Origin of the sequence: Deinococcus radiotolerans, from assembly GCF_014647435.1 — a bacterium.
Classification (GTDB): Bacteria; Deinococcota; Deinococci; order Deinococcales; family Deinococcaceae; genus Deinococcus; species Deinococcus radiotolerans.
The window spans coordinates 44,400-61,419 of sequence record NZ_BMPE01000007.1 but is presented as its reverse complement, the minus strand read 5'-3'; the positions used below and the strand labels follow the sequence as shown (position 1 = coordinate 61,419).

Below are 17,020 nucleotides of genomic sequence, written 5' to 3'. Positions count from 1 at the left end.
GGTGGGCTTCATTTCTTGCAGGTGAGGTTCACGCGGAAGCTGGGGTCCTTGACGTAGTTGACGGTCTTGTACAGGGTGCTGCCGCCGCGACGCAGGGCACTGACGTCCACCGGCACGATGAGCTTGACGGGCGGATTGGCCTGGATCTGGGCGTTGGTGGGCGTGCCGCCCTGCCAGGAGAACGGCAGGTCCATGACCAGGCCCGCGCCGGGGGGCAGGTCGGTGCCGGTCCTGAATGCGGAGGCGATGCCGGACAGGCCGATGTCCTTGGTGCTGCCGTCTTTCAGGGCGAGGCTGACGCCCTGCTCAATGCCGGTGTTGGCGAGGTTCAGGACCTGTTTGCCGCCGTTGCGGAACTCGGTGGTGACCACCCAGCCGTAGTAGTTGCCGTTTCCGGCGTCCGGGACGTACTTGACGGCGGTGACGCGCAGGCGCCAGGTGCCGTTGAACAGCCATTCGTTCAGGCAGCCTTCCGCCGCGCCGAGCTGGTTGCTGCCGCCCGCAGCGGTCAGGGCTTTTTGCAGCTGATCCAGGGCGACGTAGGTGCGGCCGCCGACCTTGACGCTGTCGAGCGTGGTGGGCTGGCCACCGATGGTGACGGTGGTCTTCTGCGCGGCGGCGGTTGTGACGGTGAGGCTGAGGGTGGTGAGGAGCAGCGTGGCGAGGGTGCGCGTCATGGGTGGGCCTCCTGTGGGGTGCTGGTCTGAGGGCAGTGTGCGGTGGGAGGCGTTGCAGGGGCGTTGCGTGCCGGAGGGAGAGTTCAGCACCTTTCTTAATCCGCAATAAACTTGACATGACTGCACTCAAGTTTCAGAATAAGGCCACCTATGAACTCCCCTCACTCACACCCCACGGAGGCCCCACTTGAACCCTGAACGCTTTACCGAGGCCAGCCTGCAGGCCCTCCAGGCCGCGCAGGGGCTCGCGCAGCAGAGCGGGCACCAGAACCTCACCCCCGCGCACCTGCTGCGCACCCTGACCGACAACGACACCGCCGCCCGCGCCCTGACCCTGGCCGGCGGCGACCTGACGCAGATTCGCGCCGCGCTGGACGCCGAACTGGCCAAGCTGCCGCGCGTGCAGGGCGGCGAGGGTCAGCTGTACCTCGACCCCGCACTGGCCCGCGCCTTTCAGAAGGCCGATACCCTGGCCGGGCAGCTCGGCGACTCGTTCGTGGCCGCCGACGCCCTCCTGCTCGCCCTGCGCGGCGAGTACCGCGGCAAGGGGCTGCCCACCGAAATCGACCTGAACCGCGCCGTGAACGAGCAGCGCAAAGGAAAGACCGTGACGACCAAAACCAGTGAACAGCAGTTCGACGCCCTCGCCAAGTACGGCACCGACCTCACGCAGCGCGCCCGCGACGGCAAATTCGACCCCGTCATCGGCCGCGACGAGGAGATCCGACGCGCCATGCAGATCCTCCTGCGCCGCACGAAGAACAACCCCGTGCTGATCGGCGAACCCGGCGTGGGCAAGACCGCCATCGCCGAGGGGCTCGCGATCCGCATCGTGAAGGGCGACGTGCCCGACGGCCTGAAGAACAAGCGCATCGTCAGCCTGGAAATGGGCAGCCTGCTGGCCGGCGCGAAGTTCCGCGGTGAATTCGAGGAACGCCTCAAGGGCGTCATCGACGAGGTCATCGGCTCGGCGGGCGAGGTCATCCTGTTCGTGGACGAGATCCACACCATCGTCGGCGCGGGCAAGACCGAAGGCAGCCCCGACGCGGGCAACATGCTCAAGCCCGCCCTGGCGCGCGGTGAACTGCACCTGATCGGCGCGACGACCCTCAGCGAGTACCGCGAGATCGAGAAGGACCCCGCCCTGGAACGCCGCTTCCAGCCGGTGTTCGTGAACGAACCCAGCGTGGAGGACACGATCTCGATCCTGCGCGGCATCAAGGAGCGCTATCAGGTCCACCACAACGTGGAGATCACCGACCCGGCACTGGTCGCCGCCGCGGGGCTCTCGCACCGCTACATCACCGACCGGCAGCTGCCGGACAAGGCCATCGACCTGATCGACGAGTCCGCCGCGCGCCTGCGCATGGCGCTGGAGAGCAGCCCCGAACGCATCGACCAGCTCGAACGCCGCAAGCTCCAGCTGGAGATCGAGCGGGAAGCCCTGAAGCGAGAGAAGGATCAGGACAGCCAGAACCGCCTGCTGGACATCGAGGGTGCCCTGAAGGGCATCACCGACGAGCTGGCCGACGTCCGCGCCCGCTGGGAGGGCGAGCGGCACGAGGTCGCCGCGCTGCGCGAGAAGCGCGAGGCGCTTGATCAGGTGCGCACCGACATGGAGAAGGCCAAGCGCGACTACGACCTACAACGCGCCGCCGAACTGGAGTACGGCCGCCTGCCGCAACTGGAGAAGGAAGTCACCGAGCTGGAGCAGAAGCTCAAGGGCGCCGAGTTCGCGCACACCCAGGTGACCGAGGAGGACATCGCGTCCGTCGTGAGCCGCTGGACCGGGATTCCCGTGAACAAGCTGATGGAGGGCGAACGCGAGAAACTCCTGAAGCTGGAAGAGCAGCTGCATGGCCGCGTGATCGGGCAGGACCGCGCGATCGTGAGCGTCGCGGACGCCATCCGCCGCAGCCGCGCCGGGCTCAGTGACCCGAACCGGCCGCTGGGCAGCTTCATGTTCCTCGGGCCGACCGGGGTGGGCAAGACCGAGCTGGCCAAGGCCCTCGCGGAGTTCCTGTTCGACAGTCAGGACGCCATGGTCCGCATCGACATGAGCGAGTACATGGAGAAGCACACCGTCGCCCGCCTGATCGGCGCGCCTCCCGGATACGTGGGCTTCGAGGAGGGCGGCCAGCTGACCGAGGCCGTGCGCCGCCGTCCCTACGCCGTGCTGCTGTTCGACGAGATCGAGAAGGCCCACCCGGACGTGTTCAACGTGCTGCTGCAGGTGCTCGACGACGGCCGCCTGACCGACGGGCAGGGCCGCACGGTGGACTTCCGCAACACGCTGATCATCCTGACGAGCAACATCGGCTCGCCGCTGATCCTGGAGATGCAGCACCGCGGTGAGGACGCCACCGCCATCCGCGACGCCGTGATGGGCGAGTTGCAGGGCCACTTCCGCCCGGAGTTCCTGAACCGCGTGGACGACATCATCGTGTTCGACGCGCTGACGGCCGCCGACCTGCACCGGATCGTGGACATTCAGATGCGCGGCCTGATCCGCCGCCTCGCCGAGCGCCGCGTGAGCCTGCACCTGACCGGCGCCGCGAAGGACCGTCTGGCACAGATCGGGTACGACCCGGCCTTCGGCGCGCGCCCCCTGAAACGCGCCATCAGCCGCGAGATCGAGACGCCGCTGGCCCGCGAGATCCTCCAGGGGAACGTACCGGACAACAGCAGCCTGACCGTGGACTACGACGGTACGAACTTCCAGTTTCAGACGGGCGCGCTGAACTGAACCAGCTACAACGGAGGGGGCCGGGTCTGCGTGATCCGGTCCCCTCTTCCCTGTTGCGGTTGCCCGGTCAGGGCTCGCGGGGGCTGTCTTTGAGCGCGTGAATCATGAGGCGCAGAAGGCGGCCCAGGTCAGCCTGTTCGGTCGCGGTCAGGCCGGAGAGCATGCGCTGCTCGACCTCGCGAACGGCGGCGCTGGCCTGGGCCCGCAGCGCGTGGCCGCGGGGTGTGAGGGTGGTGGGCAGGACCTTGCCGACGCTGGCTTCGGGCGCACGTTCCACCTGCCCGTCGCGTTCCAGGGCCTGGAGGAGGACGTTCATGGACTGGCGGGTCACGAAGGTGCCGCGCGCGAGGTCGGAGTTGGACAGGCCGGGGCGCTGGGCGAGCAGTTCCAGGCAGGCGTAGTGGGTGACGGTCATGCCCAGGGGCCGCAGAACGTCGTCCATGGCGGTGCGCAGGGCGCTGGCGGCTTCCTTGAGCAGGTAGCCGGGGGAGGTGTCGAGCTGAACCTCAGGCGGATCTTGACGCATGTCAGGAGTCTGACATAGAATCTTCGTGTCAGATAACTGACACAAGGAGGAGTGTCCATGCCCGTGACCGGCCCAGACTTCATCTCGATCCAGGTGCGCGACCTCACCGCGTCGCAGGCCTTCTACGAGCAGTACCTCGGCCTGCGCCGCTCGCCCGCCGGGCCGCCCCACGCGGTCGTGTTCGACACGCAGCCCATCGCCTTCGCCCTGCGCGACCCCGCGCCCGGCACCGACCTGAACGCCCTCGCACAACCCGGCATCGGCACCGCCCTGTGGCTCCACGCCACCGACGTGCAGGCCATCCACGACGCCCTTGCCGGAAGCGGGCACCGCATCATCACCGCGCCCATCGACGGCCCATTCGGCCGCACCTTCACCTTCGCCGACCCGGACGGCTACCACATCACCCTGCACGACCGCGCCTGACTCGGCGCTTCACCTCCCCACCGGTCAGGTACGGGGGACGGTGCGGGTAAGCAGCAGGCCCAGCACGAGCAGACTGGCGCACACCTCGACCAGCAGCGACCAGCCGCCAGCTGCCCAGACCCAGCCGCCGAGGACACCCACGACGCTGCTGCCGGCGTAGTACGCGAGCAGGTACAGGGCGCTGGCGTGGCCCTTGTCACGCCGGGCGAGCTGGCCAACGCTGCTGCTAGCCACCGAGTGCGTGACGAAAAACCCGACGGTGATCAGCGTGACACCCAGGATGATCACAGGCAGGGGGCTCAGCAGCGTCAGGGCGAGGCCCGCGCCGCTGAGCAGCAGGCCGGTCAGGAGCAGGGGGCAGCGGCCCTGACGGTCGGCCAGGCGCCCACCCCAGCCCGACGCGGCGGAGCCAAGCAGGTACGTCAGGAAGATCAGGCTGATGGCCGCGGCGCTCAGGCCGTACGGCGGGGCGTGAAGGCGGAACCCCAGGTAGTTGAACGCGGCGACCATGACGCCCAGGTTCAGGAACCCCAGCGTGAACAGCGCGCCCAAGCCCGGGGTGCGCAGGTGCGCAGCCCAGCGGCGCAGGTGCTCGCGGGCCGGCGCGGCGGGACGCGGCTGGAAGCCACGCGATGGGGGGAGCAGCAGAGCGAATCCGGCGGCGCTGAGCAGGCCTGCGCCTGCCATGACGAGCAGCGCCGCGTGCCAGGAGGTGACGCCCGCCAGCAGGCCGATGCAGACGCGGCCCATCATGCCGCCGAACGCGGTGCCCCCCACGTACTGCCCCATGGCCGCGCCCAGGTCGCGGGGGTGGATCTCCTCGGCAAGGTACGCCATGGCGACGGCGGGTACGCCGCCCAGCGCGAGACCCTCCAGCGCGCGGCACAGCAGCAGCAGCGTCCAGGTGGGGGCGAGGGCAGCCAGGCCGTTCAGCAGCGCGGCGGCTAGCAGCGAGGTCAGCATGACGCGGCGGCGGCTGAAAGAGTCCGCGACGGCACTCATGATCAGGATGGACAGGGCGAGACACCCGGTCGTCAGGGACAGGCTCAGGGCGCTCTGCGCGGGCGTCACGTGAAAGTCGCGGGTGAAGGCGGTCAGGAGCGGCTGCGCGCAGTAGATCAGCGAGAAGGCGCTGAACCCCGTGAGGAACAGCGCCGCGCCGATCCGGCGGTACTCGGGTGTGCCGCGCCGCACCTGCGCGCCCGTCAGGGTCGGGGCGGGATGGGCGGGGCTCAGGAGGGTCATGCCCCCGACTGTAGGCCCCTTCCCGTCAGACGTCTAATACGCGCGGCTGGGCATCGCCATATGCTGCGCGTATGGAGTTGCGGCAGCTGCGGTACTTCCTGACGGTCGCGGAGGAAGGGAACGTCACGCGCGCCGCCGCGCGGCTGGGCATGGCACAGCCGCCCCTGAGTGCGCAGATCCGCGCGCTGGAACGCGACCTGGGAGCGGTCCTGTTTCACCGGACGCCGCGCGGCGTGGAACTGACCGAGGCGGGCCTCGCCTTCCGGGCCGGCGTGGCGGACATTCCGGCGCAGCTGGAACGCGCCGCCTTCGACACCGGCCGGGCGGCGCGCGGCGAGACGGGCGCGCTGCGCGTGGGTTTCACGGGCGCGGCGGGCATCGACCCGGCGGTGCAGGACGTGATCCGCGCGTTCCGGCGCACCTACCCCCAGGTGAGCCTGACCCTGACGGAGAAGAACACCGAGGCGCTGGTGGCGGACCTGCGGGCGCACGTGCTGGACGCCGCGTTCGTGCGCGCCACACCCGACTACGAGCAGGAGTTCCGCGTGACCGAGGTGGCGTGCAGTGAGCTGGTCGCGGTGCTGCCTGAGGATCACCCCGCCGCACCCGCAGACCTCATTCCGTTGGGGGCGCTGCGGGACGATCCGTTTATCCTCACGCCGCGCGCGGTGGGCCCGGCGCTGCACGACGCGGTGCTGGCCGCGTGCCGTGCGGCGGGCTTTGAGGCGCGGCCCGGGCAGACGGCGCCGCAGATGATGTCGGTGGTCAGTCTGGTCGCGGCGGGCCTGGGGGTGTCCCTGGTGCCTGCCGCGATGCGGCACCTGAATCTGCGCGGCTGCGTGTACCGCGACCTGCTGGGCGGGGGCCCGCGCGTGACGCTGTCCCTGGCGTCACAGCGGCTGGAGCGGTCGGTAATCGTCCGGAACTTCCTGGCTCTGTCTGCGCCCACTGACCGCGGCGGGGAACCCCAGTCCGAGGCGTGACCCAGGCGCGCCGCGTGCCGCGTGACCCACAGAAGAGCGGCGTCTCGTGGGTCATGCGGCACGCGGGTGTGGCCGACGGTTACGCCAGGTGCTCGGCGAGACGGTCCCAGGTTTCGCTGATGCCCTGAAGCATGCCCATGTCCATGACGGCCTTCAGGTCCTCCGGGCGCACGTACGTGGACCGGCTGGTGACGCGGGTGCCGCCGGGCACGGCCTCGAAGGTCAGGTCGGCCAGCGTGGCGGGCATGGCCTCGTTCACCGCGCCCTGCTCATCGCTGAAATAGTAGGTGTAGGTCAGGCGGGTGGGGGTCTCGACCCGCTCGTACACGCCGAGCCCCCAGCTGTTCATGCCGTAGAAGTCGCCCTGCGCGGGGTCCTGGCAGGTCATGCAGTAGTGCCAGCGTCCGCCGGGGCGCAGATCGACGGTGCAGTGGGTGAGGGTCCAGCCGCGCGGCCCCCACCAGTGCTTCAGGTGCTCGGCCTGCGTGAAGGCCGCGAAGACCCGCTCGGGCGTGGCGGCGAACGTGCGTTCCAGGACAAGGGTGCGGGCGTCTTCAATGCGGTGGTCGAGGGTGGCGTGCGTCATGGGGAACCTCCGGGTTCAGTGGGGTCAGGCGTGGGGTCTTCGGGCGGGAGGGTGCGCAGGTAGTCGTCCAGCCGGTCGAGGCGCTCCTCCCAGAGGGGGCGGTAGCGGGTGAGCCAGTCATCGAGGTCGCGAAAGGCGGTGGGGCTGAGGTGGACGATGCGGCGGTTGGCCTGGGGTTCCATGTGGACCAGTCCGGCGTCCGTGAGGACGCGCAGGTGCTTGGAGGTCTGCGGCTGGCGCAGGCTGAGGCGGTCAGCGATCTCGCCGACGCTGTGGGGCCGTTCGCGCAGGAGTTCGATGATCTGGAAGCGGTGCGGGTCGGCCAGGGCGGTGAAGGTGTGGTGATTCAAGTGGCGCGTGACCTCCTCTTGATGCGTTCTGTTCTGACCGTATTATGCTACTTCGGGAATATTCCTGTCAAGGCATATAGTAAATCCGATCGTACTAGGTTATGCCTCTCCCCCAGCCGGTCAGGGATGCAGCGCCGGACCACCAGCCGCATGAGCATCCGGGCCCTCAACCTGCACCGTGCTGTGCGCAATCCCGAAGCGGGCCGCCACCGACTCCACCTCCCGCAGGAGCGAGTCGCCTGCCGCTGGGGCCACCAGATGAGCCGTCAGGTTGTTCACGCCGCCCGTCACACTCCACACGTGCAGGTCGTGCACGTCCACCACGCCGGGCAGCGCGCGCAGCTCAGCGCGCAGGGCGTCCAGGTCCAGTCCGCGCGGGACGCCCTCCAGCAGGACGTTTACGCTGGCGCGCAGCAGCGCCCAGGTGCGCGGCAGCACCCACAGGCCGATCCCCGCGCCCAGCAGCGGGTCCACCCACGTCCAGCCCGTGAACCGGATCAGCAGAGCGCCGACGATCACAGCGACGCTGCCCAGCAGGTCCCCCATGACTTCCAGGTACGCCGAGCGCATGTTCAGGCTCTCCCCCTGCCCCCCGGCCAGGATGCGGGCGCTGATCAGGTTCACGAACAGCCCCAGCACCGCCACGATCAGCATGGGCGTGGCCTGCACCTCGACCGGCTGCGCGAAGCGGCGCGCGGCCTCCACCAGCACGTAGATGCCCACCGCGAACAGCGCCCCGGCGTTCAGCGCGGCAGCCAGCACCTCTGCCCGGCGGTACCCGAAGGTGCGCCGCGCATCTGCGGGACGCGCACCCACCCGCAGCGCCAGCAGGGATAACCCCAGCGCCGCCGCGTCCGTCAGCATGTGCCCCGCGTCGCTCAGCAGCGCCAGACTACCGGACAGGAACGCGTACACGACCTCCACGATCAGGAACCCGCCCGTGAGCAGCAGCGCCAGCATCAGCTGCCGCGCGTTCGCATTCGCGCCGTGGTTGTGGTCATGCCCGCCCTGACCGGACGCAGGACCGCCATGGTCATGCTTATCGTGCCCGTGTTCATGCGCTGCGTGGTCGTGGTCGGCGGCACCGCTCGTCATGACCCGAGGGTCGCACCCGCCGACCCCCGGCAGATGCGACCCCCATTCATGTGACCTGCACGCAGGCTCGCGCGACCCCGGCTCAGGCCAGCATGGACACGCCACGATCAGGCGACGTGTGCTGGACGCGAGGGCCTGCACACCCCGTTCCCAGGACAGGTGTCATGCTAGGTATCAAAGCCGGTAAACCCACGCGGCGCACTCGCGGGCCACCGCCAGACAGGGTGAAGGTCAGTCGGCGCGGCCCCTGCGCGGACAGCCACATCAGCGCGTGGAATGAGACGGGCGAAGCATGACCGCGACGGACATCATCGCGGTCATGCCTTCAGCTCCGTTCGGCGGCAGCGCGGGGTTTCCGGCCGGACGCCGGGGCGCCGCCCCAGACCTGCGCGACGGCCTCCTCGACGCTCTTCACACCATTGGGGTGGCCGTCCAGGCCGGGCGGAACGATCAGGCGAGTGTACCCGGCGCGGCGGGCCTCCTCGGCGCGGCGGATGGAGGCGACGGTGGAGCGCACCTCGCCCGCTAGGCCGACCTCGCCGAACACGGCGACGCTGTCCGGCAGGGCGCGGCCCACCACGGCGGAGTACACCGCCAGCGCCACCGCGAGGTCCAGGCCCGGGTCGGGGACCTTCAGGCCGCCCGCGAGGTTCACGTACACGTCCAGTCCGCCCAGCGTGAGGTCCAGGCGGCGTTCCAGCACGGCCAGGACGACGTCCACGCGGCGGGCGTCGAGGCCCACCACGACCCGGCGGGCGTTCGGGTACGGCGTCTTGCTGGCGAGCGCCTGCACCTCCAGCAGCATGGGGCGCTGCCCGTCGATGGTGGCCGCGACAACGCTGCCGGGTACCCCGACAGGCCGCTCGGCTAGGAACGCCGCGCTGGGATTCTCGACGGCAATGAGGCCCTCGCCCCGCATCTCGAACACGCCGAGTTCCCCGGCCTGCCCGAAGCGGTTCTTCACGCTGCGCAGCAGGCGATACGACCCGACCGTCTCCAGGAAGACGGTGGTGTCCACGATGTGCTCCATGACCTTCGGACCGGCGACCGTGCCGTCCTTCGTGACGTGCCCCACGAGGACGGTGGCGGTCCCGGTTTCCTTCGCGGCGCGGGTCAGCAGCGCGGTGCCGTCGCGGACCTGCGCTACGCCGCCCGGCGCGCCGTCCCCCTCGACGGTCACGGTCTGGATGGAGTCCACGATACACAGCGCGGGCTTGTGCTCGGCCATCAGTGCCGCCACGTGCTCGGCGCGGGTGTCGCGGGTCAGCTGGATCTCGGCCTTCACGCCCAGTCGGTCGGCGCGCAGTCGGATCTGCTCCAGGGATTCCTCACCCGCCACGTACAGCACCGTCCCGCCCCCCGCCGCGACCTTATCCGCGACCTGAAGCAGCAGGGTGCTCTTGCCGATGCCGGGCTCCCCGCCGATCAGCGTGACGCCCCCGGCGACCAGCCCGCCGCCCAGCACCCGGTCGAGTTCCGGAATGCCGCTCGGCGTACGGGGCTCCTCGCGGCGCCCCACCCCGGACAGCGGCGTGAGGCGGCCCCCCGTGACACCCCCATACGCCCCGCCGCGCGCGGCAGCGGTCGTGACGGCAGGCACCTCTTCCTCGAAGGAGTTCCACGCCTGGCAGTTCGGGCAGCGGCCCAGCGGTTTGGCGCTGGTGTACCCGCAACTGGTGCAGACGTAGGTAGTGCGGGCTTTAGCCACGCGCGCCGGGGCGGCCATCCGCCCGCCAGTAGTTCCCGTCCTGCGTGGCCAAGTAATCGCCGTCCACGAGTTCGGTCAGCAGGAAGCTGGGGTCTTCCAGGGTGCTGTGATCGGCGAGGATCTGCTCGGCCTGCCCCTGGTCGTAGGACACGCCAGGCTCGAACAGGCCCGTCAGGTAATCAAGGATGGCGAGCTGGTGCGCGCGGCGGCGGTCGCTGGGCCACCCGGTGATGCGGCCGTGTTCGTCCTGGAAATCAAGGATGCTCTTCGTCATCCCGCCATGCTACCGGACGCGCGGCCATCCGATGGTTCCCGGAGTCCCGGAACGCCGCTCGTCTACCGGTCCGCCTCACCGGACCACGCGGCCTCGATGGCCGCGTACCCGGCCGGGTCCAGGCGTTTCAGGCGGGCGCGGTCCAGGGGCGGCGCGCTCATGCGCAGGAAGTATGCGCTGCTCAGCTCCGCGAAGTACTCGCGGGCGTTCGTGACAGCGTAGGGGGTCCACTCGCCGTTCTGATACAGCCCGGCGCGGCGGGCCTGCTCGAACGCCGCCTGCACCGCCGGATTCTGCATGCCGTACTGGCGGTCGTCGAAGGCATGGGCCAGTTCGTGCAGCAGGACGTTCCCCTGACCGAAGCCCTGGATGAAAGCCTGCGGCTGCGTGATCAGGATGTCGCCCCGGCTGGCCACCCCGGCCGGGGCCGCGCGGCGGATGTAATAGGCGGTGTGGAAGGCGTCGGCGGTCGCCCGGCTGCCCTCGACCCAGATGCGCACGCCGGCCAGTTCGCGCCGCGCATGGGGGGGCAGCGCCGCTCTCGCCTCGCGCAGCGTGTCCTCCAACCGCCATTCCAACCGCTCCCAGGTGGCCGGGTCGGCCTGGGTGTCCGGGGAGACCAGCACCGTGAAGCCCGCCAGGGACACGGCGCGGTAGTCGCGCAGGGTCTGGTCATGGGGGGCGTCTCGGCCGACCGCGAGGGCCAGGGCGGCGCACAGCGCGGCATGCATGCGTTTCATGTGACTCTCTTACGCGCGGAACGCCCGCTGGGTTGCCGCAACAAACAGCCCGCCGGCGCTCGGGGCGCGGCGGGCTGCCGAGGCAGGTCGGAGTTTACGCCAGGATCTGGCGGGTGGCGGCTTCCTCGCCCTTCTCGAACTGGATGCCGTCCTGGCCGAGCACGACGCGGACTTCCTCGCCGTGGTTGCTGGCGAGTTCCAGCGCCAGTGGGTCCTCGATCTCCTCGCGGACCAGGGTGCGCAGCTGACGGCTGCTGCCGACGGCGTGTTTGGGGCTGCGGGACTTGAGTTTACCCACCAGCCACGCGGCGATGGCGGGGTCGAAGGTGACGGTCAGTTCGCGGCTGGCGAGTTCTTCGCGCATCTCGCCCATCAGCTGCTGCGCGACCCGCACGAGTTCTTCCTCGCCGAGGCTGCGGAAGCGGATGACTTCGTCCAGACGGTCCAGGAATTCCGGCGTGAAGATGTGCCGCAGCGGCTGGTTGTTGTCCGGCGTGACGGGGCTGAAGCCCACGGTGGGGTTCACGTTAAAGCCGGTGTTGCTGGTCATGATGATGATCGTCCGGCGGAAGTCCACGGTGCGGCCCAGGCCGTCGGTCAGGCGGCCGTCGTCGAGAACCTGCAGAAAGGTGTTATACACGTCCGGGTGGGCCTTCTCGATCTCGTCGAGGAGGATCACGCTGAACGGCTGGCGGCGCACGGCTTCCGTGAGGCGACCGCCCTGTTCGAAGCCCACATACCCGGGAGGCGAGCCGATCAGTTTGCTGACCGAGTGGCTTTCCTGGAATTCGCTCATGTCCATGCGGATCAGGCTGCGTTCACTGCCGAACAGCGTGCGGGCCAGCGCCTTGGCGAGGTGGGTCTTGCCGACGCCGCTGGACCCGACGAACAGGAAGCTCGCGGCGACGCGGGTGCGGCCGCCCAGGCCCACGCGGGCGCGGCGCAGCGCGGAACTCAGCGCGCGGATCGCGTCCGGCTGGCCGTACACCTGATCCTGCAACTGCTGTTCCAGGTCGACCAGTTGCGCGGCAGTTTCCTCGGAGTAGATGCCGCCCATGGAGTTGATGACGCTTTCGATGTCCTCGCGGGTCACGTACGGTTCGCCGTCCTCGGTCTCCGCGACGGGCAGGCCGACACTCATGTTCAGGCGGACGCGGCTGGCGGCCTCGTCGATCAGGTCGATGGCCTTGTCTGGGAAGTTGCGGCCCGGCAGGCTCCGCTCGCCGATGCGCACGGCGAGTTCCAGCGCCTGTTCTGGGATCTGCACACCGTGGTGTTCCTCGTACTTGGGTTTCAGGCCGCGCAGGATCTGCAGCGTCTCGGCGGGGCTGGGTTCCAGCACGATCACCGGCTGGAAGCGGCGTTCCAGGGCGGCGTCCTTCTCGATGTAGCGGTGGTACTCGCCGGTGGTGGTCGCGCCGATCACCTGAATCTCACCGCGGCTCAACGCGGGCTTGAGGATGTTCGCGGCGTCCAGCGTGCCCTCGGCGCCGCCCGCGCCCACCAGGGTGTGCAGCTCGTCGATGAAGGCCATGACCTTCGCGTTGCGCAGCTCCTCGATGATCTGCCGCAGGCGTTCCTCGAACTCCCCGCGGTACTTGGTGCCGGCCACGACGCCGCTCAGGTCCAGGCTGACCAGACGGACGTTGTGGAGGTTGGGCGGGGTGCGCTTCTCGTGAATGGCGAGAGCGAGGCCCTCGACGATGGCGGTCTTGCCGACGCCGGGGTCCCCGATCAGCACGGGGTTGTTTTTCGTGCGGCGCGTGAGGATCTGCGTGACGCGGCGTATCTCCTCGCTGCGCCCGATGACGGGGTCGAGTTTGCCCTCGCGGGCCCACTTCGTCAGGTCGCGGCCGTACTCGTCGAGGAAGGGCGTGGCAACCGGCTTGGCGGGTTTGCTGCCCGCACCCTCACCCTGCGCGAGGATGCGCCAGCGGATGGTGTCCACGTCCTTGGTAAGTTCCTGCAGGATGCGGAAGGCCACGCCGTCACCCTCGCGGATGATGCCCAGCAGGATGTGCTCGGTACTGGTCACCTGGGCACCCAGGGCGCGGGCCTCGCTGGACGCGAGTTCCATGACGCGGCGGGCGCGGGGCGTGATGCTGGGCGCATCGTTCAGGCGGTTGCCTTCGCCGCGGCCGATGATCTCCTCCACGCGGCGGCGCAGGCCGTCCAGGGACGCGCCGAACTCACCGAGGATGCTGGCGGCAGTGCCGCCCTCGCGCATCAGGCCCAGCAGGAGGTGTTCGGGGCCGACCATGGCGTGCCCCAGGCGGTTGCCTTCCTCGCGGGCGTAGTGGAACACGAGGCGGGCGCGGTCGTCGTATCGGTTCATGGGAACCCCCTAGGGAAAGCGCGACAGGGGCGCAGTGAGCGGTGTCAGGGACAGAGCGGCTGTCGCGGCGCGGGCCGGGTGAAGCGGGTGGTGACAGCCTGAGTGTAGGGTAGCGCCGCCTCCTGGCGGAAGGCTGGGGAAACCTTACGATCTGCGCCCACCTGTTCCACATCTGGGACTGTAGCTCGCTGGTCCTGACGGCCCTCTTTCTTGCCCATTCAGGTGCGCTCGCCCCGGTACCCTGGGGCCGTGAAAGACGACACTGCACCCCGCGCCCGTGACGTGATCTTCGGCACCCAGCAGCCGCGCATCCAGCAGCGCCTGGATGACCTGGACCCCGACCTGGGCGCGTACATCCGGGATTTCGCGTACGACACCGTGTACGACCGGCCCGCACTGGACCTGAAGGTGAAAGAACTCATTGCGTGCACCCTGCTGGTCTCACTGGGCAGCCCGCCAGAACTGCGCACCCACATTCGCGGGGCGCTGAACGCCGGGGCAACGGAAGCAGAAGTGCGCGACGCCCTGATGCTCTGCGTGCCGTACCTGGGGTTCCCGCGCGTGGTAGCAGCGTTCGAGGTGCTGCGCCACCACCTGGCGAGCAAAGAGAGACCGGCCCCTGTGACAGGAGCCGGTCCGGTGGATTCAGGGGATCAGTAGCTGGTCTTCACGCCGATGCGGGCCTTGAAGACCGTGCCAGGGCGCACGAAGCGGTTGTCGATGCTGGGGTACAGGGCGTCGTTGCGGGCGATGGTGGTGGAGTCGGTGTTGGTCCCGGTCACGTTGATGTTGGACTTGAAGTACTGGTCCACGCCGAGGTCGCCGACGAGGCTCAGGTTCCCGGTCAGTGCGTAGCTGACCATGACGCCCGCGCCGATACCGAAGGCGCTGGCGCTGTAGGTCGTGGAGCCGGTAGCACCGTAGTCTTCGGTGCTGCGGAACATGCCGTAGCGGGCACCGCCGTAGAGGGTGGCGTCCACGCCGGGGCTGAGTTCGCCCATGCCGTACGTGGCGTCCAGGGAGGCGGTGGTGTGGCTGCCGTACTCGGTGGCGCCGTTGGCCTTGTAGCTGCCGAAGGTGCCAACGCCGAGGTCGCTGCTGTCGTTGATGGCGTCGGAGGCGCGGGTGTAGGCGAGGCCGGCCTTGATGCCGACGGGGCCGGCGACGTTGGGGGCGTGGACGAAGATTTCGCCGCTGAGGCCGCTGGCGTAGCCGCCGGTGAGGCCGAGTTCGAGGCCGTTCAGGCTCTGGGCGCCGGCGGTGGCGGTGGTGGCGGCGATGGTCAGCAGGGCGGCGGGCAGCAGGGTCTTCATGAGTGGTAGCGTCGGGCCTGAACGTGAGAGGTCCTCTCAGTCTGGGTGACTGAAGATTAAGGTCTGAGGAATCATGAAGGAGTCGTGGCCTGCATGAGGGCAGGCTTAAATTCTGGCCGTCTGGTTTGGTTCTGAGTGGACCTCAATGCGCTTGCGTCCGGGGCGTCCCGATCTGCTAAACTTGAACTCAGTCCAATTTGGCATGCTGGAGCGACCGGCACCACCCGCCGACCCGCACCAGCCGTGTGTGCAGATACTCCCCGGAGGCTCCATGAACATCCTGACCCTAGTCCGACAAGTCCCTGACGCCGAAGCGCGCGTCAAGATCAACGCCCAGCAGGTCGACCTCGACGGCGCCACCCTCGTCATCGACGGCATGGACGAGTACGGCGTGGAAGAAGCCCTGCGCCTGCGCGAGAGCGGCGCGCCCGTCGAGCAGATCATCGCGCTGGCCATCGGGCCCAAACGCAACGAGGACGCGCTGCGGACCGCCCTGGCCATGGGCGTCGACCGCGCCATCCACGTGGAGACCGACGAGAAATTTGACGCCGTGACGCTCAGCCGCGTCGTCGCGCAGGTCGCGCAGGCCGAGAACGCCTCGCTGATCCTGGTCGGCGGTCAGGAAGCCGACTGGGACTCCCAGGCTCTGGGCGCCGCCAGCGCCGAGCGCCTGGGCTGGCCCCAGCTCACCTGGACGAACGAACTGAAACTCGACGGCGAGACCCTCACTGGCCGCCACGACGTCGATGACGGCAACGAGAGCTTCCGCGCCACCCTGCCCGTCGTGGTGACCACGCAGCAGGGCCTCAACGAACCCCGCTACCCCACCCTGCCGAACATCATGAAGGCCAAGAAGAAGGAACTCCGCAAGGACGACCCCGCCGGCTACGGCCTGAGCAGCAAGGTGCGCACCGTGAACGCGGAGATCCAGACCCGCGCCCGCCTGAACCGCATGATCGACGGCAAGGACGCCCAGGCCGCCGCCCAGCAGCTTCTCGACCTGCTTCGCAACGAAGCCAAGGTGATCGCATGATTCTGATCGTCGCTGAACACACCGCCGGGAAACTGGCGAAAGCCACCCTGGAAATGGTCACCGCCGCCCGCGAGTCCGGGCGCGAGGGCCCCATCACCCTGCTCGTACTGGGCCAGAACATCGCCGCTGTCGCCAACGAGGCCGCCGCCGTGGCCGACCAGGTCCTCGTGGCGGACATGCCCGAGCTGGCCACGTACAACGCCGAGGTCTGGGCCGCCGCCACTACGCAGATCGCGCAGGAAGGCGAAGCGCATACCGTCATCATTGGCGGCAGCCGCTCCGGCCGCGAGTACGCCCCCCGCGTGGCCGTGAAACTGGACGCCGCGTACCTTGAGGACGCCACCAAGCTAAGCAGCAACGGCGCGGCCCTTCAGGCGCAGCGCTACACCTTCCTGGCCCGCGTGACTGAGACGGTCGATGCCGACGGGCTGGTCGTCGTGACCGTCAAACCCGGCTCGTTCGCGCCTGCCCCTCCCGCCGCAGCGGCGGGCGAGCAGTACGACGTGGAACTCTCCCTGCCCGCCGCGCGTGTCGAGGTGACTGGCAAGAGCGTCGAGAAGAGCAGCCGCGTCGCCCTGACCGAAGCCGACGTGATCGTCACCGGCGGGCGCGGCGTGGGCAGCCCTGAGAACTTCAGCCGCTACGTCGAGGCGCTCGCGGACAATCTGGGCGCGGGCGTCGGCGCCACGCGCGCCGTGGTGGACGCCGGCTGGCGCCCCTACGCCGAGCAGGTCGGTCAGACCGGCAAGACCGTGCAGCCCAAGGCGTACATTGCGCTGGGCGTCAGCGGCGCCGTGCAGCACCTGTCCGGCATGGGCAAGAGCAAGAACATCATCGCCATCAACAAGGACGCCGAAGCCCCGATCTTCAAAGTGGCGGACTACGGCATCGTCGGTGACATCAACGAGATCGTCCCCGCGCTCATCGAAGCCAGCCGCAAGTAAACCCGCGCGGCGTCAGGACTGGTGACGCCCAGCGCCTGA

Annotated in this window: 17 protein-coding genes; 6 read left to right on the top strand and 11 right to left on the bottom strand. The window is 69.2% G+C overall.

The features are described from left to right. Nucleotides 1-8 precede the first annotated feature (8 nt). Nucleotides 9-677, bottom strand: coding sequence for a hypothetical protein (locus IEY63_RS12870; protein ID WP_189069420.1), 669 nt, complete (start codon nucleotides 675-677; stop codon nucleotides 9-11). A gap of 187 nt (nucleotides 678-864) precedes the next feature. Here IEY63_RS12870 and clpB point away from each other — a divergent pair, with 187 nt between their 5' ends. Further along, on the top strand, nucleotides 865-3,423 hold the full coding sequence (clpB, locus tag IEY63_RS12865) for an ATP-dependent chaperone ClpB (RefSeq protein WP_189069419.1): 2,559 nt from the start codon (nucleotides 865-867) through the stop codon (nucleotides 3,421-3,423). 67 nt (nucleotides 3,424-3,490) lie between these two features. On the opposite strand, the gene IEY63_RS12860 is transcribed toward clpB, so the two are convergent. Continuing rightward, a complete protein-coding gene (locus tag IEY63_RS12860; protein WP_189069418.1) occupies nucleotides 3,491-3,949 on the bottom strand; it encodes a MarR family winged helix-turn-helix transcriptional regulator in 459 nt (152 codons plus the stop codon). Between the two features lie 57 nt (nucleotides 3,950-4,006). Here IEY63_RS12860 and IEY63_RS12855 point away from each other — a divergent pair, with 57 nt between their 5' ends. After that, nucleotides 4,007-4,375: a VOC family protein gene (locus IEY63_RS12855; RefSeq protein WP_189069417.1), complete on the top strand. Its 369-nt coding sequence runs from the start codon at nucleotides 4,007-4,009 to the stop codon at nucleotides 4,373-4,375. A gap of 24 nt (nucleotides 4,376-4,399) precedes the next feature. On the opposite strand, the gene IEY63_RS12850 is transcribed toward IEY63_RS12855, so the two are convergent. Next, on the bottom strand, nucleotides 4,400-5,620 hold the full coding sequence (locus IEY63_RS12850) for an MFS transporter (RefSeq protein WP_189069416.1): 1,221 nt from the start codon (nucleotides 5,618-5,620) through the stop codon (nucleotides 4,400-4,402). Between the two features lie 71 nt (nucleotides 5,621-5,691). On the opposite strand from IEY63_RS12850, the gene IEY63_RS12845 reads away from it, so the two are divergent. Continuing rightward, nucleotides 5,692-6,603, top strand: coding sequence for a LysR family transcriptional regulator (locus tag IEY63_RS12845; protein WP_189069415.1), 912 nt, complete (start codon nucleotides 5,692-5,694; stop codon nucleotides 6,601-6,603). Nucleotides 6,604-6,682: 79 nt separating this feature from the next. On the opposite strand, the gene IEY63_RS12840 is transcribed toward IEY63_RS12845, so the two are convergent. The 7 genes from IEY63_RS12840 to IEY63_RS12810 all read right to left on the bottom strand — a co-directional run bounded on the left by IEY63_RS12840 (nucleotide 6,683) and on the right by IEY63_RS12810 (nucleotide 13,691). Further along, nucleotides 6,683-7,189 carry an SRPBCC family protein gene (locus IEY63_RS12840; RefSeq protein ID WP_189069414.1) on the bottom strand — a complete coding sequence of 169 codons (507 nt, stop codon included), beginning with the start codon at nucleotides 7,187-7,189 and terminating at the stop codon, nucleotides 6,683-6,685. Further along, on the bottom strand, nucleotides 7,186-7,539 hold the full coding sequence (locus IEY63_RS12835) for an ArsR/SmtB family transcription factor (RefSeq protein ID WP_189069413.1): 354 nt from the start codon (nucleotides 7,537-7,539) through the stop codon (nucleotides 7,186-7,188). Before IEY63_RS12835 ends, IEY63_RS12840 begins: the two co-directional genes overlap by 4 nt. 120 nt (nucleotides 7,540-7,659) lie before the next feature. After that, on the bottom strand, nucleotides 7,660-8,634 hold the full coding sequence (locus IEY63_RS12830; protein ID WP_189069412.1) for a cation diffusion facilitator family transporter: 975 nt from the start codon (nucleotides 8,632-8,634) through the stop codon (nucleotides 7,660-7,662). 325 nt (nucleotides 8,635-8,959) lie between these two features. Further along, complete coding sequence (gene radA / locus IEY63_RS12825; protein WP_189069411.1) at nucleotides 8,960-10,342, bottom strand: DNA repair protein RadA; 1,383 nt, start codon at nucleotides 10,340-10,342, stop codon at nucleotides 8,960-8,962. After that, a complete protein-coding gene (locus tag IEY63_RS12820) occupies nucleotides 10,335-10,616 on the bottom strand; it encodes a DUF2087 domain-containing protein (protein WP_046844543.1) in 282 nt (93 codons plus the stop codon). Before IEY63_RS12820 ends, radA begins: the two co-directional genes overlap by 8 nt. Nucleotides 10,617-10,678: 62 nt before the next feature. Beyond that, a complete protein-coding gene (locus IEY63_RS12815) occupies nucleotides 10,679-11,356 on the bottom strand; it encodes a hypothetical protein (RefSeq protein WP_189069410.1) in 678 nt (225 codons plus the stop codon). Nucleotides 11,357-11,450: 94 nt separating this feature from the next. Beyond that, nucleotides 11,451-13,691: an ATP-dependent Clp protease ATP-binding subunit gene (locus IEY63_RS12810; RefSeq protein WP_189069409.1), complete on the bottom strand. Its 2,241-nt coding sequence runs from the start codon at nucleotides 13,689-13,691 to the stop codon at nucleotides 11,451-11,453. A gap of 249 nt (nucleotides 13,692-13,940) precedes the next feature. On the opposite strand from IEY63_RS12810, the gene IEY63_RS12805 reads away from it, so the two are divergent. Continuing rightward, complete coding sequence (locus IEY63_RS12805) at nucleotides 13,941-14,351, top strand: carboxymuconolactone decarboxylase family protein (protein WP_189069408.1); 411 nt, start codon at nucleotides 13,941-13,943, stop codon at nucleotides 14,349-14,351. On the opposite strand, the gene IEY63_RS12800 is transcribed toward IEY63_RS12805, so the two are convergent. Beyond that, a complete protein-coding gene (locus IEY63_RS12800) occupies nucleotides 14,345-15,004 on the bottom strand; it encodes a hypothetical protein (RefSeq protein WP_189069407.1) in 660 nt (219 codons plus the stop codon). The genes IEY63_RS12805 and IEY63_RS12800 overlap by 7 nt on opposite strands. Nucleotides 15,005-15,275: 271 nt before the next feature. Between IEY63_RS12800 and IEY63_RS12795 the strand changes: the two genes are divergently transcribed. After that, nucleotides 15,276-16,037, top strand: coding sequence for an electron transfer flavoprotein subunit beta/FixA family protein (locus tag IEY63_RS12795; protein ID WP_189069406.1), 762 nt, complete (start codon nucleotides 15,276-15,278; stop codon nucleotides 16,035-16,037). Then, nucleotides 16,034-16,981: an electron transfer flavoprotein subunit alpha/FixB family protein gene (locus IEY63_RS12790; RefSeq protein ID WP_189069405.1), complete on the top strand. Its 948-nt coding sequence runs from the start codon at nucleotides 16,034-16,036 to the stop codon at nucleotides 16,979-16,981. The genes IEY63_RS12795 and IEY63_RS12790 overlap by 4 nt, the downstream gene beginning before the upstream one ends. Nucleotides 16,982-17,020 lie beyond the last annotated feature (39 nt).